General features: G+C 63.3%; 16 protein-coding genes. 10 read left to right on the top strand and 6 right to left on the bottom strand.

Going from position 1 to position 19663, the window contains the following annotated elements; translation table 11 throughout:
- Positions 1 to 12: 12 nt before the first annotated feature.
- Entirely contained in the window at positions 13 to 561 is a 549-nt protein-coding gene (ruvC, locus tag AACH87_RS05305; RefSeq protein ID WP_338797714.1) for a crossover junction endodeoxyribonuclease RuvC, read from the top strand.
- Positions 562 to 654: 93 nt separating this feature from the next.
- Here the strand turns inward: ruvC and AACH87_RS05300 are convergent, their stop codons facing one another.
- Positions 655 to 1140 carry a CZB domain-containing protein gene (locus AACH87_RS05300; RefSeq protein ID WP_338797713.1) on the bottom strand — a complete coding sequence of 162 codons (486 nt, stop codon included), beginning with the start codon at positions 1138 to 1140 and terminating at the stop codon, positions 655 to 657.
- A 346-nt stretch (positions 1141 to 1486) separates the two neighbouring features.
- On the opposite strand from AACH87_RS05300, the gene AACH87_RS05295 reads away from it, so the two are divergent.
- On the top strand, positions 1487 to 2533 hold the full coding sequence (locus AACH87_RS05295; RefSeq protein WP_338797712.1) for an LLM class flavin-dependent oxidoreductase: 1047 nt from the start codon (positions 1487 to 1489) through the stop codon (positions 2531 to 2533).
- 162 nt (positions 2534 to 2695) lie between these two features.
- Here the strand turns inward: AACH87_RS05295 and AACH87_RS05290 are convergent, their stop codons facing one another.
- On the bottom strand, positions 2696 to 3445 hold the full coding sequence (locus AACH87_RS05290; protein ID WP_338797711.1) for an SDR family oxidoreductase: 750 nt from the start codon (positions 3443 to 3445) through the stop codon (positions 2696 to 2698).
- A gap of 234 nt (positions 3446 to 3679) precedes the next feature.
- Here AACH87_RS05290 and gspF point away from each other — a divergent pair, with 234 nt between their 5' ends.
- The 3 genes from gspF to AACH87_RS05275 all read left to right on the top strand — a co-directional run bounded on the left by gspF (position 3680) and on the right by AACH87_RS05275 (position 6467).
- Positions 3680 to 4912 (top strand): type II secretion system inner membrane protein GspF, encoded by a 1233-nt coding sequence (gene gspF, locus AACH87_RS05285; protein ID WP_338797710.1) that lies wholly within the window; start codon positions 3680 to 3682, stop codon positions 4910 to 4912.
- A gap of 43 nt (positions 4913 to 4955) precedes the next feature.
- Positions 4956 to 5858 carry a 5'-nucleotidase gene (locus AACH87_RS05280; RefSeq protein ID WP_338797709.1) on the top strand — a complete coding sequence of 301 codons (903 nt, stop codon included), beginning with the start codon at positions 4956 to 4958 and terminating at the stop codon, positions 5856 to 5858.
- Between the two features lie 189 nt (positions 5859 to 6047).
- The gene (locus AACH87_RS05275; RefSeq protein WP_338797708.1) at positions 6048 to 6467 is read left to right on the top strand and encodes an EF-hand domain-containing protein; all 420 of its coding nucleotides are present in this window, start codon (positions 6048 to 6050) and stop codon (positions 6465 to 6467) included.
- 150 nt (positions 6468 to 6617) lie between these two features.
- Here AACH87_RS05275 and AACH87_RS05270 read toward each other — a convergent pair whose 3' ends face one another.
- From AACH87_RS05270 to AACH87_RS05260, 3 genes are all read right to left on the bottom strand, one after another.
- Entirely contained in the window at positions 6618 to 7049 is a 432-nt protein-coding gene (locus AACH87_RS05270) for a hypothetical protein (RefSeq protein ID WP_338797707.1), read from the bottom strand.
- 296 nt (positions 7050 to 7345) lie between these two features.
- The gene (locus AACH87_RS05265) at positions 7346 to 7837 is read right to left on the bottom strand and encodes a DUF1854 domain-containing protein (protein ID WP_338798860.1); all 492 of its coding nucleotides are present in this window, start codon (positions 7835 to 7837) and stop codon (positions 7346 to 7348) included.
- A gap of 48 nt (positions 7838 to 7885) precedes the next feature.
- Positions 7886 to 10192, bottom strand: coding sequence for an ABC transporter ATP-binding protein (locus tag AACH87_RS05260; RefSeq protein WP_338797706.1), 2307 nt, complete (start codon positions 10190 to 10192; stop codon positions 7886 to 7888).
- 189 nt (positions 10193 to 10381) lie between these two features.
- Here AACH87_RS05260 and cphA (AACH87_RS05255) point away from each other — a divergent pair, with 189 nt between their 5' ends.
- The 3 genes from cphA (AACH87_RS05255) (at position 10382) to AACH87_RS05245 (ending at position 15812) form a co-directional block, all read left to right on the top strand.
- Complete coding sequence (gene cphA / locus AACH87_RS05255) at positions 10382 to 12616, top strand: cyanophycin synthetase (protein ID WP_338797705.1); 2235 nt, start codon at positions 10382 to 10384, stop codon at positions 12614 to 12616.
- A gap of 83 nt (positions 12617 to 12699) precedes the next feature.
- Complete coding sequence (gene cphA / locus AACH87_RS05250; RefSeq protein ID WP_338797703.1) at positions 12700 to 15279, top strand: cyanophycin synthetase; 2580 nt, start codon at positions 12700 to 12702, stop codon at positions 15277 to 15279.
- Positions 15276 to 15812 (top strand): CreA family protein, encoded by a 537-nt coding sequence (locus AACH87_RS05245; RefSeq protein WP_338797702.1) that lies wholly within the window; start codon positions 15276 to 15278, stop codon positions 15810 to 15812. Before cphA (AACH87_RS05250) ends, AACH87_RS05245 begins: the two co-directional genes overlap by 4 nt.
- Before the next feature lie 157 nt (positions 15813 to 15969).
- Here the strand turns inward: AACH87_RS05245 and AACH87_RS05240 are convergent, their stop codons facing one another.
- The gene (locus tag AACH87_RS05240; protein WP_338797701.1) at positions 15970 to 16617 is read right to left on the bottom strand and encodes a DsbA family oxidoreductase; all 648 of its coding nucleotides are present in this window, start codon (positions 16615 to 16617) and stop codon (positions 15970 to 15972) included.
- Positions 16618 to 16924: 307 nt separating this feature from the next.
- Between AACH87_RS05240 and AACH87_RS05235 the strand changes: the two genes are divergently transcribed.
- Entirely contained in the window at positions 16925 to 17896 is a 972-nt protein-coding gene (locus tag AACH87_RS05235; RefSeq protein ID WP_338797700.1) for a DUF533 domain-containing protein, read from the top strand.
- 280 nt (positions 17897 to 18176) lie between these two features.
- Complete coding sequence (locus tag AACH87_RS05230; RefSeq protein WP_338797699.1) at positions 18177 to 19577, top strand: SPOR domain-containing protein; 1401 nt, start codon at positions 18177 to 18179, stop codon at positions 19575 to 19577.
- The last annotated feature ends 86 nt before the right edge of the window (positions 19578 to 19663 follow it).

Here is a 19663-nt window from a genome sequence, read left to right as displayed (position 1 = left end):
ATTCAATAGCAAATGCGCATTTTAGGGATTGACCCCGGACTGCAGACCACCGGCTTTGGCGTGGTGGATGTGGAAGGCCACAAGCTCAGCTACGTGGCCAGCGGCACCATCCGCACCACCACGCTGGCCCTGGGCGATTTGCCTGGGCGGCTGAAGATTTTGTTTGACGGCATCACCGAAGTAGCAGCCCGCTACGAGCCCGACGTGGCCTCGGTCGAGATCGTGTTCGTCAACGTCAACCCGCAATCCACCCTGCTTCTGGGGCAGGCGCGGGGCGCAGCCATCACGGCCCTGGTGGCCAGCAATCTGCCCGTGGCCGAATACACGGCGCTGCAGATGAAAAAGGCGGTGGTGGGCCACGGCCGCGCCGCCAAGAGCCAGGTGCAGGAGATGGTGCGCCGCCTGCTCAACCTGCCCGGCCTGCCCGGCACCGACGCAGCCGACGGCCTGGGCCTGGCCATCACCCACGCCCACGCAGGCGCAGCCATGGGCCGTGTGAGCGAGGTGGCCTCACTGAACCGCCGCCAGCACGCCATGTACAAGGGCGGGCGCAGTTATTGAAGCTGCAGAGACAAAAAGGCTTTAGCCCAAAATAGTCTGCAGCGCTTATGCAATAAGCGCAAGCAGCTCACTTATTGATAGCACGCACCGCCCTCAGCGCCCCAGCCCGCGCTTGAGTTCCTTGAGCAAGAGCAGCACCTGGTTGGATGCGTGGCGGCAACTGGTGTTGAACAGTTGCAGGGCTTTGGGCTGGTCGCCCGCCTGCATCAGCTCCACCAGGGCTGCGGCCTGCTGGTGGAAGTACTGGTGGCGGGCTACCAGCATCTCGAAGGCCGGGAAGTGCCCCAGTCGCAGGCGGCCGGTGCCGCCCAGCCAGCGGCCCAGATCACAGCGGTCTGCCTGGCAGATGGGCTCGGCATGCACGACTTCGGTGGAGCGCCCATGCACCAGGTCTTCCAACTGCTGGCGCCAGACTTCGTGGCTGGTGATGGCAGAGTCCAGATCCAGCTCGGTCATCAGCATGGCCGCGTATTCGGGGTCCAGCACCAGCTCGCTGCCGTTGTCCTCCATGGCCCATGTGGTCTCCACGGTGTCGGGGTCCTGCTCACGGATTTTGAAGATACGGCTGAAAAAGCCCATGCACTGCCTCAGATCGGTTGGAAAAAGTTCAGGTGGACGGTCCACCCGAAGGTCTGTTGTCGGTCTTCTTTTGCGACTCAGGCAGCCTGTCGGCAAGGGTCAGAGCACTGTCGCGGCGGGCCACAGGCCGAGCCTTTCGCGCTCATCTGGCGCCCGCCAGCTTGGCGGCCCTGTCGACACTTTGAAAAGATCGTCAACCAACTCAAGAAACATTTTGTATCGACATTCGGGTTTTGGCTATCAAAAAAACGCATCCGGCGTCTGGCGGCCGACAGCAACCCTTGCTGCATCCACGCCACCGGCCGCACGGGTGCAGGCAGTGAGCGACGGGCAGACAATGTGCAGCATGACTGACCACTCCATTCCACGCCGCCCCCACCTGTCCATGCTCGACCTGGTTGCCGTACGAGAAGGCGGTACCGTGGCCGATGCGCTCCAAATTGCCGTGCGCACCGCCCAGCACGCAGAGTCGCTGGGGTTTGTGCGCTACTGGCTGGCAGAGCACCACAACATGCCGGGCATTGCCAGCTCGGCCACCGCAGTGCTGGTGGGCCATATTGCCGGGGCCACGTCGCGCATCCGTGTGGGCTCGGGTGGCGTGATGCTGCCCAACCATGCGCCCTTGGTGGTGGCAGAAGCCTTTGGCACCCTGGCCGAGCTGTACCCCGGCCGCATCGACCTGGGGCTGGGCCGGGCACCGGGCACCGACCCGACCACCATGCGCGCCCTGCGTCGCAGCCGGGTGGAGACGGCCGACGACTTTCCGCAAGATGTGGCCGAGTTGCAGCGCCTGCTGGGCCCGGTGGAGCCCGGCCAGCGGCTGGTAGCCATGCCCGGAGCGGGCACCCAGGTGCCGATCTGGTTGCTGGGCTCCAGCCTGTTTTCAGCGCAGCTTGCCGCCGAACGCGGCCTGCCCTACGCCTTTGCATCGCACTTTGCACCGCGCTTTTTGCACCAGGCGATTGACCTTTACCGCAACCTGTACCGCCCTTCTGCCGCGTGGCCCAAGCCCTACGTGGCCATTGGCGTGCCGTTGATTGCCGCCCCCACCGATGACGAGGCGGAATATCTGGCCAGCAGCACCTACCAGCGGGTGCTGGGCATCCTGACCGGCAACCGCATCAGTCTGCAGCCTCCGGTGGAGAACTACGCAGCCCGCCTGCAACCCCAGGAGCGGGCAGCGATTGGCGACTTTCTGGCCGCTGCGGTGATTGGCGGGCCTGACACCGTGCGCCAGGGGCTGATGGCCTTGGCCCAGGAGACGGGGGCGGATGAGCTGATTCTGGTGTCTGATGTGTACGACCCGGCGCTGCGCCTGCGCTCGCTGGACATCGCCGCGCAGGCCCATGCGAGCTGGGTGCAAACGCCAGCCGAAACGGCAGCACCAGTCTGAGCAATGCCAGGGGCTTTTGCCCGGCCAAGAGGGACTCACACGACCCAGCGAAGCGGCCCTGGCCAGGCGTTCCGTCGCAGGTAGTACACCAGGTACGACAAGACGGAACAACGACGCCAGGGGGTTGTGTGAGCCGCTCTAAGCACGCCTCGGCCTGGGCAATCATCGTGCCAGGTAACCACCATCCACAGGGTAGTAAGCACCGGTCACGAATGAGGCCTTATCAGATACCAGCCACGTAACCAGCTCAGCCACTTCTTCAGGTCGCCCCAGGCGGCCTATGGGATGCGCCGCCACCAGCATTGCCTGGACGCCAGGGTTGGATTCGAGCCCGCTGATCATGGGCGTATGGATGAACGCCGGGCCCACTGCGTTGATACGCACACCCTGAGCGCTGTACTCCAGCGCGGATGCCTGTGTCAGGCCGACCACACCATGCTTGGCCGCTGTGTAGGCTGGCGCAGTGGCAAAGCCGACAGCTCCCAGAATCGATGCCATGTTGACGATGGCTCCGCCCCCGGTCTTGAGCATGCCCGCAATCTGGTACTTCATGCCGTAAAAGACGCCCGAGAGGTTGACGTTGATGACCTGCGCCCAGCCATCCAGGGGATAGTCCGCCGTGGGAGCCTGAGGACCTCCGATGCCTGCATTGTTGCAGGCGATATCCAGCCGCCCAAAATGCGCCACGGTGCGCTGCACCAAGGCCTCGTTGTCAACAGCGCTGCCGGTATCAGCCGGTACGAAGATCGCGTCGCCCCCGCGTTCTATGGCCATGGCAGCGGTCTCTTCACCAGCCACCGCGTTCACGTCAGACACCACGACACGTGCCCCCTCTCGGGCCCACTGCAAAGCAATCGCGCGGCCAATACCCGAAGCGGCGCCTGTCACCAGTCCTACCTTGTCTTTCAGCATACGTTCCTCCTTGATTTGTTTGCAGGCTTCATCGCTTATGAGCCTCTTTGCGATCCATGGAAGCCATTGAGGAAGCAATCAAGCCCCTGGCATTGTGCGCCCGCGTGCAGCAGCGTTGTTGTCCAGGCTTCACACCAAGCGGCTACCATCGTGGGCGGTGCGGCAACGGCGCAATCCTGGCCCTGCCCCCTCTGTTCACCCACCGCTTACCGCTATCGCACTGGCTGCTGACACATGCCCGCTTTTTCTTTTGAAGCCCTGGACGCCCAGGGCCAGACCCGCAAAGGCCTGCTGGAGGCCGACACCGCCAAAGCTGCCCGGAGCATGCTGCGTGCACAGGCGCTGGTGCCCATGTCGGTCGAGCTGGTGCAAACGGGGCAGACCACGGCGGGCGGCAGTGCATCCTGGAGCCAGCGGCTGCTGACCCGGCCCGTGTTCAGCTCCACCACCCTGGCGGTGTGGACGCGGCAACTGGCGGGGCTGGTGACATCCGGGCTGCCGCTGGAGCGAGCACTGACCGCCCTGAGCGAGGAAGCCGACGACGACCGCCAGAGCCATCTGGTGGCCGCGCTGCGCGCCGAGGTGAATGCGGGCTCTACCTTTGCCAGAGCGCTGGGCCAGCACCCGCGGGAGTTTTCAGACATCTACTGCGCCGTAATCGGTGCGGGTGAGCACAGCGGTGACCTGGGCATGGTGCTGGAAAAACTGGCGGACGATCTGGAAGACCGGCAGGCCCTCAAAGCCAAGCTGATTGGTGCGGCGCTCTACCCGGCCATCGTGACGGTGGTGGCCATCGTGATCGTGCTGTTTCTGGTGGGCTACGTGGTGCCGCAGGTGGCCAGCGTGTTCGCAGGCACCAAGCGGGCACTGCCCTTTCTGACGGTGATGATGCTGACCATCAGCGACATCGTGCGGCACTACGGCTGGGTGATGCTAATTGCTCTCATTTGCATAGCTGCCGGCACACGGTGGGCGCTGACTTTCGAGTCTTTTCGCGAAAAGTTTGACGCGGCATGGCTCAACCTGCCCGTCATCGGCAAACTGGCCCGGGGCTACAACGCGGCCCGTTTTTCAGGCACCCTGGCCATGCTGACGGGTGCCGGGGTGCCCATCCTGAAAGCCTTGCAGGCGGCCGCGGAAACGCTGAACAACCGCGCCATGCGGGCCGATGCGCTGGATGCACTGGTGCTGGTGCGGGAGGGGGCGCCTCTGGCCTCTGCGCTGGCGCAGAAAAAGCGCTTTCCAGGGCTGGTGTCCATGTTTGCACGCCTGGGCGAGCAGACGGGGCAGTTGCCGGTGATGCTGCAACGCGCTGCCGTGCAGATTTCTGCCGAAGTGCAGCGCCGATCCCTCCAGCTGGCGACAGTGCTGGAGCCGCTGCTGATCGTCGGCATGGGTCTGGTGGTGATGACCATCGTGCTGGCCGTGATGCAGCCGATCATCGAGCTGAACCGGTTTGTGAAATAACTGCAAAAACCGCCCCCGCCCAAAACAACAGAAAGACATCTCCATGCCCGTCACGTTGGAAGACAAGCTGGTCGTGGCCATCTCCTCGCGCGCGCTCTTTGACTTTGAGGAAGAAAACCGCGTTTTCGACCCTCTGGACCCCCGCGCCTACATGGAACTGCAGCAGGCCCGGCTGGAAGTGCCTGCCAAGCCGGGGGTGGCGTTCCAGCTCGTCAAAAAGCTGCTGGCCTTCAACACCGACCAGGCGCGCCGCGTGGAGGTGGTGATCCTCTCGCGCAACGATCCGGTGAGCGCGCTGCGCATCTTCCGCTCGGCCAAAGAGGCGGGGCTGCCGCTGGAGCGTGGCGTTTTCACCCAAGGGCGCGATCCGTTTCGCTACCTGCGGCCCCTGGGGGCGCACCTGTTCTTGTCGGCCAACGAAAAGGATGTGAGCGAGGCGCTGGCCCTGGGCTTTCCGGCGGCGCGGGTACTGACTGAATCCGTGGCCGCAGGCATGGACTACCCCCACGAGCTGCGCATAGCCTTTGACGGAGACGCCGTGCTGTTTTCTGACGAAGCCGAGCGCGTGTACCAGACCGAGGGGCTGGCGGCCTTCCAGACACACGAAATCAGCAAGGCCGCCCTGCCGCTGTCTGAAGGACCGTTCAAGCCCCTGCTTGCAGCCCTGCACCAGCTCCAGCAAAAGGCGGGCGCATCGGGCATGCGCTTGCGGGTGGCTCTGGTGACCGCCCGCAGCGCCCCTGCGCATGAGCGAGCCATCAATACGCTGATGAAATGGAACCTGGCGGTGGACGAGGCCATGTTCCTCGGCGGGCTGGAAAAAGGCCCCTTCCTCAGGGAGTTTGAACCTGACTTCTTCTTTGATGACCAGACCGGTCACGTCACATCCGCCGCACTGCATGTGCCCTCGGGCCATGTCCGCAGCGGCATTGCCAACCTGCCTTGAAGCGGGTGCATCCCACCTGCGAAATCGCCATTGCAAAGCTGCAGCGAAAGTGCGCAACGGTTGGTAAACGCCGCTCCGCAGCCATTGCAAAAGCGGCATGATGGCCTGACCTGAGAATTCTCTCTGCCCGCATCGTGCCGTGCAGAGGATCCGTAGATCATCACGCCGCGCCGCGTTGGAGTCAGACCCTTGTCATTTTTCAAAATCATGGCAGCCGCTGCAGCGCTGCTGGCAACCCTGGCCCACGCCCAAACCGACGCGGCAGCCGGTGGGCAGCCCCCTCCTTCCGCCGCACCCGCGCCTGCATCCAGCGGTGCGAGTCAACCGCTGAGCAAGGGCGAAATCAAGGCGATGCGCGACTTCAAGCTGCTGGACTTCAACGGTGACGGCAAGCTGAGCCGCGCGGAAGTGAAACTCTTTCCCCGACTAGCGGCAGCATTCGACGAGGCCGACACAAACCACGACAACTACATTTCGTACGAGGAAGTGCGTGCTTTCGCAGTCAAATACCGGGCTGAGCGAGAGCGTCAGCGTGCGGAGCAGGCGGCAAACGCGACACACGCCACACCGTCGCCCCCTGCCTCTTCAACAGATCCAAAGACAGACTGAGAGCGGCTAACGCTATTGGCGCCGTAGTTGCGTCTCGTGGTATCTCATGCGCTGACCGCAACGATGGAATGCCTGACCATCACCGCTTCGGTGGATTGGTTTAGCTGCTCTGAATCCCCGCAAGCAATCCGCTGGTAGCCCCACAGCCGCTCAGAGCCCGGCGGTTCGTTTGATCTTGGGGTCAGAGTAGGTCAGCTCTTCCTGCTTGACCTGTTGTGCCAGCCGCTCCTGCTGGGTCATCTTGTTGATGTCCTGTGCCATCTCCACGGCAGAGCCGCTGGCCCGCCACATGGACTGGATCAACTCCAGCAGCTGTTTGTAGATGGGCTCCTTCGGAGGCTCTGGCGGCTCTTCTACGGTTTCTTTCTTTTTGACCTCAGTCCAGTCACGGTTGGGAGTGTCTGGCGCGGAAGGCTTGTCCGGCTCGCGCACGATCGCACCCTCCCCAAGTCGGTCGGCGGACTCGACGGGGTTTGGCGCGTTGATGGGACGCACCGCAGGGGCGCCGGAGGCGCCAGTGGAATACAAATCAGCGCCCTGAGGACGCCAGTTTGGCGATCGGTCGACAGGTGGCATTTGCATGGCAGTGGCCCGTAGTGAAATGAAAAATGCAGGTGGCTTTACCACCTTCTTCGTACTTCATTTCGGCAAACAAAAGGGGAAATTAAGCCCTTTTTTGCCTTTTCTTCGGAATTTAAGGGTTAACCCTTAAATTTAGTGCCATAACAACTGCCACCGCATTCGGGCTGCTATTGTTTTCAGAGTGGCCCACACAACCCAGCGTTGCTGGGCCTGGGCCCTGACCAGGTGTTCCGTCGCAGGCAGTACATCAGGTACGACAGACGGAACAACGCCCCCAGGGGGTTGTGTTAGCTGCTCTAAAGGAAGCGCTCCAGCAGCTTGCGGGAATGCTTGTCCAGCGCAGTGGTATCAGGCACCTTGAACTGGCCCCCTTCACCCGCCGCAATCAGAAGCCGCGTGCGCCCCGCCAAACGGCGAATATCCTCTTCAGCCTTCAGAACCAGCCGCGCAGGGCCTCGGTCCGTCAGCACCTCCCAGGTGCTTGGGGTAGAAAAGCTGGATACAGAAACGATTTTCTCGATAGTAGGCACAAACTCTCTGACTGCCAACTCTTCTTCAATCAACTGGCGTTGTTCGGATGGCAACTGATCTAGTCGGTCGATCCAGAGCAGTTCATGGCCGTCCGCACCTACCAGAGATAAGCCCTCGCCGGGAGCGGCAATCGGAAAAGCTCGCACGGGAACCACACCTTCGTGCACAGAACCGTCCGGCTGGGTAAGCACCAAGCGGCCATGGGGGTTGCGACGCAAGTGAAACGAAGTTCCGGCGGGTGCCACTGCCGGAGACACATGGGAAGCAGGGGGAGCAATGGAGGTCGTCAAGATTCTTCTCCTGTCTCAAGGGTTGCCAGCAGGGTGTGCAGGGTGCAGCAAGCTGCTATCGATGATGACGCCAGCGGCCTGCGCATCTTCTTCAGCACGCCGGGCCTGAGCCTCGTACAGGCGCCAGTAAGCGCCCTGCTTTTCCATCAGTTCATCGTGCGGCCCCACCTCGACTACCTCGCCGCGGTCCATCACCACCAGACGGTCCGCCTTGCGCAGGGTGGACAGGCGGTGGGCAATAGCGATGGTCGTGCGCCCTTGCACCAGGTTGTCCAAGGCCTTCTGGATTTCCTTCTCGGTTTCGGTATCCACAGCCGAAGTGGCCTCGTCCAGAATCAGGATGCGGGGATCAATCAACAGCGCACGGGCAATCGAAATACGCTGGCGCTCACCGCCCGAAAGGCCCTGCCCACGCTCTCCCACCAGCGAGTCATAGCCGTGCGGCAGGCGCAGGATGAATTCGTGCGCATGCGCAGCACGGGCAGCAGCCACGATCTCTTCACGCGTTGCGTGGGGTTTGCCGTAGGCGATGTTCTCTGCGATGGTGCCAAAGAACAGGAAGGGCTCCTGCAACACAAGGCCAATGTGCCGGCGGTAATCAGCCACCGCAAAGCGCCGGATATCAATACCATCGACTTGGATCGAGCCGTCGCTCACGTCATAAAAACGGTTGATCAGGTTCACCAGCGTGCTCTTGCCGGAGCCACTGTGCCCTACCAGACCAATCATCTCACCCGCACGGATTTCCAGATCCAGCCCCTTGATGACCGCACGGCTGCCGTAGCGAAAGCCCACGTTCTGCATGGTGATGGAGCCTTCAATCTTGTCCACCTTCACAGGCTGGGCGGGATCGGGCACGTTGCTGACGTGATCCAGGATGTCGAAGATGCGCTTGGCACCGGCGGCAGCCTTCTGCGTGACGGAAACAATCCGGCTCATCGAATCAAGCCGGCCATAAAACCTCCCGATATAGGCAATGAAGGCGGTGAGCACACCCACCGTGATCTGGTTGCGCGACACCAGCCAGATGCCAAACGCCCAGACCACCAGCAAGCCGATTTCGGTCAGCAGCGACACGGTGGGGGTGAACAGGCTCCAGGTCTTGTTGAGCTTGTCGTTGACTTCCAGGTTGTGCTGGTTGGCGTCCCGAAAGCGCTGGGCTTCGCGCTTTTCCTGCGCAAAAGCCTTCACCACGCGAATGCCCGGAATGGTGTCTGCCAGCACGTTGGTCACTTCAGACCAGACTCGGTCAATCTTCTCAAACCCTGTGCGCAGGCGGTCGCGCACGGTGTGGATCATCCAGCCGATGAAAGGCAGGGGCACCAGTGTGACCAGCGCCAGCCAGGGATTGATGGAGAACAGAATCACCGCGGTCATGCAGATCATGAGGACGTCGGTGATGAAGTCCAGCGCATGCAGCGAGAGGAAAACGTTGATACGGTCCGTTTCAGAGCCGATGCGCGCCATCAGGTCACCCGTGCGCTTGCCGCCAAAATAGTCGAGTGACAGGCGCAGCAAGTGCTCATAGGTCGTGGTGCGCAAATCCGCACCAATGCGCTCGGACACCAGTGCCAGGATGTATGTCCGCGCCCAAGACAGCCCCCACGCAGCCAGAGCAGCCAGCAGCAATCCGCCCAGGTAAAGCAGCACCAGGCCCGGGTCAATCTTCTGACCGTTCTGGTATGGAATCAGGATGTCATCCATCAACGGAATGGTGAGGTACGGAGGCACCAGGGTCGCGGCCGTTGAAGCCATGGTGAGCGCAAAACCGGCAGCCAGTTGCTTGCGGTAGGGACGCGCAAAACGCCACAGTCGCAGCAACACCCAAGTCGAAGTCTGCGGTGCCTGAATGCGGGCGCAGGCAGGGCACTCCTCCGTATCCGGCGGCAACGGGGTGTGGCATACGGGGCAGGCAGGCTCCTCGTCGTCAGGGGCGGCAGCGCCTGCACCACGCTCCAGTTGCTGCTCAAAGCGCTGCATCAAACGCAGCGCCTGCGGGTGATTGCTGAGGGTGAAACGCCAGAATGCCAGCCGCTCATCAGGGGTGTGCAACTCCAGCGTTCCCACGCCACCATGGTCTTGCAACTTGAGGGCCAAGCCCTGCACCAGGGGCCAATCCTTCCAGGTGGATGCCCCTGGTTCACGGGCCAAAAGGCGGGAGGAAGTCACAACCACCCACCCTTTGTCAAAGCGCAAATCTGCGCTCAGGTCAACCTGTAACGCGGCCAGGACGTTTTCATGGGACGCGAGTCTGGCTCGCAAATCGGCCCCTTCCGGGCCAGAAAAGACACCCGAGGCGTCTACAGAATGGTGATGTTGCATATTCTTTGTGTTTTCCGCAGCCTGGAGTACAAAACCGCAAGCTGCGCAGATGTCGGAATTTTGACCGAAACCCGGTCCACCAACGAAAGCTGACACTTACACCCGATCATCCCGCCAAATTCATGCCCAACCGGGCGCACAATTGCAACCCTGTCCGGCCCGTCCGGTGTCTCTGAACCGCTCCGATCCATGGCAAAAATCGACGACATCCAACTGCTCCGCATCAACTACCTGCGTGGCCCCAATATCTGGACTTACCGCCCCGTGCTGGAAGTCTGGCTGGACCTGGGAGTGCTGGAAGACCATCCTTCCAACACCCTGCCCGGGTTCAATGACCGCCTGACGGCATGGTTGCCCGCACTGATCGAGCACCACTGCGGCGTGGGCGAGCGCGGCGGTTTCCTGCAGCGCCTGCAGGAAGGCACCTGGTGCGGGCATGTGCTGGAACACATCGTGATTGAGTTGCTCAACCTGGCGGGCATGCCCACCGGCTTTGGGCAAACCCGCAGCACATCGGTGCGCGGGGTGTACCGCATGGTGTTCCGTGCCCGCGACGAGCAAGTCGCCCGTGTGGCACTGGCCCAAGGCCACCGCCTCATCATGGCAGCCATCAATGACGAGCCTTTTGATGTGCAGGCCGCCGTGGCGCGGGTGCGCACTGAAGTGGACGACCAATATCTTGGCCCCAGCACAGCCTGCATCGTCACCGCGGCTACCGACCGTGGCATTCCCCATATTCGCCTCAACGATGGCAATCTGGTGCAACTGGGCTACGGTGCCAGCCAGCGCCGCATCTGGACTGCGGAAACTGAGCGCACGAGCGCCATTGCAGAAGGCATCGCCAGCGACAAGGACCTGACCAAGAGCCTGCTCAAGGCCTGCGGCGTGCCGATTCCGGAAGGTCAGGTCGTCAACAGCCCCGAAGAAGCCTGGGAAGCAGCGCAAGACATCGGCCTGCCCGTCGTGGTCAAGCCATCCGACGGCAACCATGGCCGGGGCGTGACCCTGGACCTGCGCAAGAAAGAAGACATTGAAGCCGCCTACCACGTAGCCTACCCCGAAGGTAGCGACGTGATGGTGGAGCGCTTCATCCCTGGCGACGAACACCGCCTGCTCGTGGTCGATGGCAAGGTGGTTGCTGCCGCTCGCGGGGAAGTGGTGGGCATCACCGGCAATGGCCGCTCCACGGTCAAGGAGTTGATTGACAGCCAGCTCAACTCTGACCCACGGCGCGGCTACGAAGAAGAATATCCGCTCGAAATCATCGACGTGGCCACGGACGCCAAGGTTCAACTGGAACTCAAGCGCCAGGACCTGACACCCGACTCCGTGCCCGAGGCGGGCCGCCATGTGGTCATCCAGCGCAACGGCAATGTGGCGGTGGACTGCACGGACGATGTTCACCCCGAAGTGGCCTACACCGCTGCCCTGGCTGCCAAGGTAGTGGGGCTGGACATTGCAGGCATCGACATGGTTGCGATGGACATCTCCAAGCCACTGCAAAGCCAGGGTGGAGCCATCGTGGAAGTCAATGCAGGCCCTGGCCTGTTGATGCACCTCAAGCCCGCTGTGGGCGCTCCCCGCCCGGTGGGACAGGCGATTGTGGAACACCTGTTCCCGTCAGAAGAAGAGCAGGAAGGCATGGCCGGACGCGTGCCCGTGGTGGGCGTGGCAGGCACCCGCCAGACCTCCACCATTGCACGCGTGGTGGCTTGGCTGCTGCACCTGGGCGGCCACCACACCGGCTTGGCATGCCGTGACGGCCTGTTCCTGGATCGCCGCCGGGTCGAATCGACCGACTGCGCCCACTGGGAGGCAGCACACCGCCTGCTAATGAACCAAATGGTGCAGGCCGCTGTGATTGAAAACGATGCCCGCACCATTCTGCGTGACGGCCTGGCCTATGACCGCTGCACGGTGGGCGTGGTGACGGACATGGATGGCATGGAATCGCTGGCCGAGTTTGACGTGCATGAACAGGACCAGATGACCAAGGTGCTGCGCACTCAGGTGGATGTGGTGCTGGACCACGGTGCCGCCGTGCTCAACGCCGCCATCGAGCAAGTGGCCGCCCTGGCCCCCCTGTGCGACGGCGATGTGGTGCTGTATGCACAAGACGCCACGCTGCCCGTCATCGCAGAGCACCGCGCCAACAACAACGGCCGTGCCGTGCTGGTGAAGAACGGACGTGTTGTGCTGGCCACGGGTTCTGCAGAGCATGTGCTCGGCACGCTGGGCGAACTCACCTTTGGCCGCAATGGCATTGTGCCTGACACGGATGCACTGCTGGCTGCCATTGGCGCTGCCTGGGCACTGAACATTGCCCCAGACCTGATCGGTGCGGGCATCAAGACCTTTGAGCCCGAACTGCAGACACCGCCCAGCCCCCGCCCAGTGGCCGTTGCCGCACTGGAAGCCCGCTGAGCCCAAGCCCCAGAACACCGACTTGTTGCACGCGATGAGAACAGAGCGTAAGGCGCACTGACGGAATAGAGAGAGAGAACTTCATGGATGTAACCCGCACCCGGGCCCTGCGTGGCCCCAACCTCTGGAGTCGCCACATGGCCATCGAGGCCTTGGTGACCTGCAGCGAAGCAGAGCGCGCCATTGGCAAGATGGCTGGTTTTGAAGACCGCCTGCGTGCACTGTTCCCGGCCATCGGGGTGCTGCACCCAGAAGGTGGCGACAGCGATATCTCCCTCGCCCATGTGCTGCAGACTGCCGCGCTGGCACTGCAAGCCCAGGCGGGCTGCCCCGTGACCTTTGCGCGCACCGCAGCGACGACTGATGCAGGCGTGTACCAGGTGGTGGTGGAATACAGCGAAGAAGCCGTGGGCCGCAAGGCTTTTGCCGATGCGCAGCAGCTCATCCAGGCCGCACTGGGCCATGGCAGCTTTGACGCAGAAAAGGTGATTGCCGACCTGCGCGAGCTGGACGAAGACGAGCGCCTGGGGCCCAGCACCGGCGCCATTGTGGAAGCTGCCGTGGCGCGGGGCATTCCTTACCGCCGCCTCACGCGCGGCAGTCTGGTGCAATTTGGCTGGGGTTCCAAGCAACGCCGCATTCAGGCGGCTGAGGTGGACTCCACCAGCGCGGTGGCCGAATCCATTGGCCAAGACAAAGACCTGACCAAGCGCCTGCTGCATGCCGCAGGCGTACCTGTGCCGCTGGGCAAACCTGTAGAAACAGTGGACGAAGCCTGGGAGGTTGCCCTCAAGGTGGGTCTGCCCGTGGTGGTCAAACCCCAGGATGGCAACCAGGGCAAGGGCGTTACTGTCAACATCACCGACCGCGCCCAGCTGGAAGAAGCCTACAAAAATGCCGCCGACTACGGCACCGTGATGGTCGAGCGCTTTCTGCCCGGCCATGACTTCCGCCTGCTGGTGGTGGGTGACCAGCTGGTGGCGGCTGCACGCCGCGAGCCGCCCCAGGTGCTGGGCGACGGCCAGCACACCGTGCGCGAACTGGTGGACGTGGTGAACCAAGACCCCCGCCGTGGCGAAGGCCACGCCACCTCCCTCACCAAGATCCGCCTGGATGACATCGCCGTGGCGCGCCTTGCCATGCAAGGCCTGACGCCCGACTCGGTGCCCGCCAAGGGCCAGCGCGTCATCCTGCGCAACAACGCCAACCTGTCCACGGGCGGAACCGCTACCGATGTGACAGACGACGTGCACCCCGAAGTGGCGGCCCGCGCTGTGGCGGCCGCCCAGATGGTGGGCCTGCACATCTGCGGTGTGGACATGGTGGCAGAAACCGTGCTGCGCCCGCTGGAGGAGCAAGGCGGCGGCTTTGTGGAAGTGAACGCCGCGCCCGGCCTGCGCATGCACCTGGCCCCCAGCTACGGCAAGCCCCGCAACGTGGGCCAGGCCATGGTGGACAAGCTGTTCTCCCCCGGCGACGATGGCCGCATCCCCACCGTGGCCGTGACCGGTACCAACGGCAAGACCACCACGGCGCGCCTGATTGCCCACCTGTTCACCGCGCAAGGTCTGCGCGTGGGCATGACCAACACCGACGGCGTGTACGTCAATGGCCGCCAGATCGACAGCGGCGATTGCAGTGGCCCCAAGAGCGCCCGCAACGTGCTGCTGCACCCCGAAGTGGATGCCGCCGTGTTCGAAACCGCTCGTGGCGGCATCTTGCGCGAAGGCCTGGGTTTTGACCGCTGCCAGGTGGCGGTAGTCACCAACATCGGCGAAGGCGACCACCTGGGCATGAACTACATCACCACGGTGGAAGACCTGGCCACGGTCAAGCGCGTGATCGTGCAGAACGTGGCCCCGGATGGATATGCCGTGCTCAACGCCATGGATCCCATCGTGGCGGGCATGGCCGCCGTCTGCCCCGGCAAGGTGATCTACTTTTCCAGCGACCGCCACCACCCCGTGATGGCGACCCACCGCGCGCAGGGCCACCGCACCGTGTATGCGGATGGCGACACCATTGTGGCCACAGAAGGCTCCTGGCGCGAAACCATTCACCTGCGCGACGTGCCCATCACGCGCAATGGCCGCATTGGCTTCCAGGTTGAAAACGTCATGGCCTCGGTTGCGGCAGCCTGGGCGGCGGGCGTGCCCTGGCAGACCATTCGCCGCGGACTGTCGGGATTTGTGAATGACAGCGACAACGCCCCTGGCCGCTTCAATGTGATGGACTATCGTGGCGCGACCGTGATCGCCGACTACGGCCACAACCCCGACGCCATGCGCGCCCTGGTGCAAGCGGTGGACGCCCTGCCCGCCAAGCGCCGCAGCGTGGTCATCAGCGGTGCGGGCGACCGCCGCGACGAGGACATTCGTGCCCAAACCGTGATTTTGGGCGCTGCCTTCGACGACGTGATCCTGTACCAGGATGCCGCCCAGCGCGGCCGTGCCGACGGCGAAGTCATGGCGCTGCTGCGCGAAGGCCTGGCGGGTGCCAGCCGCACCAAACACGTCGAGGAAATCCGCGGCGAGTTCATCGCCATTGATGCTGCACTGGCGCGCCTGCAACCCGGCGACCTGTGCCTGGTGCTGGTGGACCAGGTGGAAGAGGCACTGGCCCACCTGGCCCAGCGCTGCACCGAAGCCGGAGCCGCGGCATGACATCGCGCCGATTGACGGGCCTTTTGCCTGGCCTGCGGGGCAGCTCAGCAGCGGCAGCCGCGCTGGCAGCAACCCTGCTGCTGGCCGCGGCCCCGGAGGTCGCTCTGGCTGCCTCTGGCGAGAAGATTGGGACGGTGGACACCGCCTTTCAGCTGCTCGGGCGCGACCACGACATCATCGTGGAAGCCTATGACGACCCCGGTGTGCAGGGCGTGACCTGCTACGTGTCCCGCGCTCGCAAGGGCGGCATCAAGGGCACGCTGGGGCTGGCGGAAGACCGTGCCGAGGCTTCGATTGCCTGCCGTCAGGTGGGGCCGGTGAGCTTTCCTGAGCCCCTCAAGAAGCAGGAAGAAGTGTTCAGCGAACGCATGTCCATCCTCTTCAAGCGCCTGCGCATCGTGCGCATGGTGGACCCCGCCCGCAACACGCTGGTGTACCTGACCTATTCGGACAAGCTGATCGACGGATCGCCGCAAAACAGCGTCACGGCGGTGCCGGTAGACCGGGCAACGCCCATTCCACTGCGCAAGTAGCCGCGCGTCGCAGAAGGCTCCATCGGTCATCTGCCACTGCACCCCTCGCCCCCAGGCCCCGCCAGCATCTGCAGGCGGGGCTTTTTACTTGCATCGCGGAAAAAGTGGCTATTACGCCCGCCTGATAAGCGCAGGCAGCTATTGATTCAATAGCAAATCAAACCTGGGCGGCAATCTGGCGCAAGGCCTGCTCAAACACCTCCACCGGCTGTCCACCCTGAATGAGATGGCGCTCGTTCACGATGATGGCGGGCACCGAGTGGATGCCGTTTTGCAGGTAGAACTGCTCCTTCTCTCGCACTTCGTCGGCGTATTGGTCGCTGGCCAGCACGGTGCGGGCTTGCGCGCCATCCAGCCCCACCTCTTGCGCCGCATGCACCAGCACCTCGTGGTCACCCGGGTTCTGGCCGTGGGTGAAATAGGCGGCAAACAAGGCTTTCTTGAGCGCAAGCTGCTTGCCCGAAGGCTCCGCCCAGTGCAGCAGGCGGTGGGCATCAAACGTGTTGTAGATGCGGCTGCGCTGGCCCATGTTGAAGGTGAAGCCCAGTTCAGCCCCGCGGGCAGCGATGGCCTCGCGGTTCTTCTGGCTCTGCTCGGGGGTCGCTCCGTACTTTTGCTGCAGGTGCTCGCCAATGTCTTGCCCTTCGGGGCCCATCTGCGGGTTCAGCTCAAAGGGCTGAAAGTGCATATCCAGCGCCACCGAGCCCTGCAGGCGGGTAGCGGCCTGCTCCAGGGCCTGCAGGCCGATGATGCACCAGGGGCAGGAAACATCGGAAACGAAATCGATCTTGAGCGTGGTGGTCATGCGAGCCTTTGCAACCGGGTGGATGGATATGGGATGAGATATGGGGTGGGTGTGAGATGGTAGGCCGGGTCACGAGCTGCCACCGATACGGCACACATAACCCCTGGAACAGAGCAGGCTGCACGGAAGGCCCTAACAGGCCCACCCGGAGCTGCGTGGCAGGCCTATGGGAAAAGCCCTACGGCACCGGCCATTGATACAAGCAAAGCGCTCCCGATATGACACGCTGATGGCGTACGTGGCCTGCGGCGCAGGTTCAGCGCTGTCCCCTTGAATACCCCCTTGTCATCCAGTGGAGAAAGCCTTCATGACACCTCAGCAACAACAAGCCGTCCTCACCATTGCCATGCTCGCCGCTTTTGCCGATGGAGCCAAGGATGACTCGGAACGTGAGGAAATCCGCCGCATTGCGCAGTCCCTCGCGGCAGACGGCCACATGCCCGACTTGCCCCGGCTGTACCAGGACATGCTGTTGCGGCGCACCAACCTGGCCGCAGCCACAGCCCTGCTGCAAGACCCCGCGCACCGCCACTTGGCTTACGAAATGGCGGTGTGTGTCTGCGATGTGGATGGCCGCAAGACCGCGGCGGAACAGCAGTTCCTGCAAGAGCTGCGCCAGGCCCTGGGCATGGCAGCGGCCGACACCAGCAGCTTCGACCGTGAAGAGCAAACCTTGGTGGATGTAATGGAGCCCCCAGCCCCTGCCGTGGCCCAGCGCACGGCCCTGCAACCCACCACGATTGCAGATGGCGCGGCAACCGCTGCCAACGCCGACCTCGACAAAACCATCCTGAACTACGCCCTGCTCAATGGGGCGCTGGAGCTTTTGCCGCAGTCCTGGGCCTCCATGGCCATCATCCCCTTGCAGGTGAAGATGGTGCACGCCGTGGGGCTGGCCCATGGCGTGGAGCTGGACCGTGGGCACATCAAGGAATTCATCGCCGCCGCCGGGGTGGGCATGGCATCGCAGTACGTGGAGCAATTTGGCCGCAAGCTGCTGGGGGGGTTACTGGGCAAGGTGGCAGGCTCTACCTTGGGCGGACTAGGGCAGGCGGCCACGGGCATGGCCTTCTCGTTTGCCACCACCTACGCGCTGGGTCAGGTGGCCAAGCGGTATTACGCAGGCGGGCGGGTGATGAGCACCGCCGTGCTGCGCGAGACTTTTCAGGAACTGCTCGGTCCGGCCAAGCAATTGCAGAACCAGTACTTGCCCCAGATCCGCGAAAAGGCGGCCACACTGGATGCCAGGCAGATCATGGGGCTGGCAAGGGGCGGGTAAGAGGCGGGTAAGCCACACAGCGCTGAAGCCCATCAAAGCAAAGCCCGTGGAAGCAACGAATGCAGATCGCTATTTATTTGATAGCCACTTGCGCTTTATTAATAAGCGTTAGCGGCTTTTTTGAAAGGAAGTAGTCCAGCTAGGCGTCCCCCTTGGCCAGCAACCCGTGGCAACCAGACTGGCGGGCATCTGTGGCGCAATTTGCACGATCGGCAGCGGGCGGTGCATGCCAGAATGGAACATGCCCGTTTTTCCGGTCCACGCCCCTGCCATACCCCTGATGTCACTGGATTCTCCTTCCGACAGCGCAGTCAACTCTCTGTACCGAGCCGCACTCGGCCCGGTCAATACAGAGCGCTACCTCCCGGAATTTGCCCGGCTGGACGCCATGGGTCGCACGCTGACCAGCTGGAATTGGGCGGCTTGCGTCTTCACCCTGGGCTGGATGGTGTACCGGCAACTGTGGGGCGCGGCACTGGTTTACGTGGCAGTGGCAGAGGCTGTGGCCCTGCTGGTGTTTGGACTGGGTCGCCCCCTGTTGCAATGGCCCCAGGCTGTGGAATGGGGCGTGGTGGGCGCATTCATCGTGGCGGGCAGCGTGATACCGGGGCTGTATGCCAATGCACTGCTGCACGCAGACATCCGCAAGCGCGTAACCAAGGCGCTGGCCGCATCGGCCACCATTCCCGAAGGCTGCGATCTGCTGGCCCGGCAGGCTCCCTCGCGCAAACGTCTGACCTGGGTGGTTGCGGGGCATACGCTGCTGGTCCTGGCAGCCCTGGCCGCCTACTTTTTCATGCCCCAGGGCTCTGCCACCCAATCAGAGCCCGCTGCAGCCCCAGCCTCGTCCAACTGGAACACCCCTTCACCCACACTGGCCCCTGTGGCTGCGCGCGCTGCGTCGGCAGCGGGCACGGTGGTGGCCTCCGCTGCGGGTAGCGGCGAAGCGGAGAAGGCAGTGCCCCCATCGCCACCCGTCTCCCCTACCACAGCAGCCTCCGCCGCTGGTGGGGCGGCAGTGACGTCCAAGAACGTGCCCCCCAGTGCACCCGTGGGAGCAGAAGATGCCCCAGGACCCGCGCCTGCCCCGGCCTCGGCAACAACCCCTGGCCGTCGCGGTGAAAAAGACAAGGAACCCGAGGCCCAAACTTCAGAGGTGGTGACGAAAACTGCCGCCAAGGAAGCCCCGGCAAAAGAAGCCGTGCGAGCACCGGAAAAAGAGAAGGAAAAAGCCAAGACCTCGCCAACGTCCTCTTCTGCTGCCGCCTCTGGCGCCGCCCCGGCTGCATCTGCAAACGCCGTCAAAACAAAGGAAGCCCGGGAAGCCAAAGACACGCGTGAGGCCAAAACTCCCAAGCCAGCAGCCAAGGCCTCTGCCCCTGCCGCAGCGCCCCGCGCGGCTGAAGGTGCGGCGTCCGCCGCCAGTGCGCCCACCGTGGGCGCTGCAGCGGGCTACTACATCAATGTGGGGTTGTTTGCGGATGAGGCCAACGCACGCAAGGCCCAGTCGCGCCTGTTGAACGAAGGCCTTCCCGCATTCCGCCAAACGCTGGAAAGCGCCAAAGGCACCCGCACGCGGGTGCGCGTAGGCCCCTATTCCACACGCGCCGAAGCCGACACCGCCGCAGCCAGCATCCGTTCGCTGGAGCTGGATGCAGTGGTGTTCCACAAGGAACGCTGAGCCCCCGGCGGGGGTCGGCCTCGGGCATCTGCAATAGCCTATTGGCGTCAAAGGTTTCTAAATGTAAGCAAGCTCGGACCAGAGTG

The organism is Acidovorax sp. DW039 (assembly GCF_037101375.1).
Taxonomy (GTDB): domain Bacteria; phylum Pseudomonadota; class Gammaproteobacteria; order Burkholderiales; family Burkholderiaceae_C; genus Acidovorax.
The sequence above is the reverse complement of the archived record's forward strand: the minus strand, read 5'-3'. Positions and strand labels throughout refer to the sequence as shown.

Bases quoted from the DNA above. Each gene is read 5' to 3' on its own strand.
- ruvC (WP_338797714.1), top strand. From the start codon at position 13: ATGCGCATTTTAGGGATTGACCCCGGACTGCAGACCACCGGCTTTGGC.
- AACH87_RS05300 (WP_338797713.1), bottom strand. From the start codon at position 1,140: ATGGGCTTTTTCAGCCGTATCTTCAAAATCCGTGAGCAGGACCCCGAC.
- AACH87_RS05295 (WP_338797712.1), top strand. From the start codon at position 1,487: ATGACTGACCACTCCATTCCACGCCGCCCCCACCTGTCCATGCTCGAC.
- AACH87_RS05290 (WP_338797711.1), bottom strand. From the start codon at position 3,445: ATGCTGAAAGACAAGGTAGGACTGGTGACAGGCGCCGCTTCGGGTATT.
- gspF (WP_338797710.1), top strand. From the start codon at position 3,680: ATGCCCGCTTTTTCTTTTGAAGCCCTGGACGCCCAGGGCCAGACCCGC.
- AACH87_RS05280 (WP_338797709.1), top strand. From the start codon at position 4,956: ATGCCCGTCACGTTGGAAGACAAGCTGGTCGTGGCCATCTCCTCGCGC.
- AACH87_RS05270 (WP_338797707.1), bottom strand. From the start codon at position 7,049: ATGCAAATGCCACCTGTCGACCGATCGCCAAACTGGCGTCCTCAGGGC.
- AACH87_RS05260 (WP_338797706.1), bottom strand. From the start codon at position 10,192: ATGCAACATCACCATTCTGTAGACGCCTCGGGTGTCTTTTCTGGCCCG.
- cphA (WP_338797705.1), top strand. From the start codon at position 10,382: ATGGCAAAAATCGACGACATCCAACTGCTCCGCATCAACTACCTGCGT.
- cphA (WP_338797703.1), top strand. From the start codon at position 12,700: ATGGATGTAACCCGCACCCGGGCCCTGCGTGGCCCCAACCTCTGGAGT.
- AACH87_RS05245 (WP_338797702.1), top strand. From the start codon at position 15,276: ATGACATCGCGCCGATTGACGGGCCTTTTGCCTGGCCTGCGGGGCAGC.
- AACH87_RS05240 (WP_338797701.1), bottom strand. From the start codon at position 16,617: ATGACCACCACGCTCAAGATCGATTTCGTTTCCGATGTTTCCTGCCCC.
- AACH87_RS05235 (WP_338797700.1), top strand. From the start codon at position 16,925: ATGACACCTCAGCAACAACAAGCCGTCCTCACCATTGCCATGCTCGCC.
- AACH87_RS05230 (WP_338797699.1), top strand. From the start codon at position 18,177: ATGTCACTGGATTCTCCTTCCGACAGCGCAGTCAACTCTCTGTACCGA.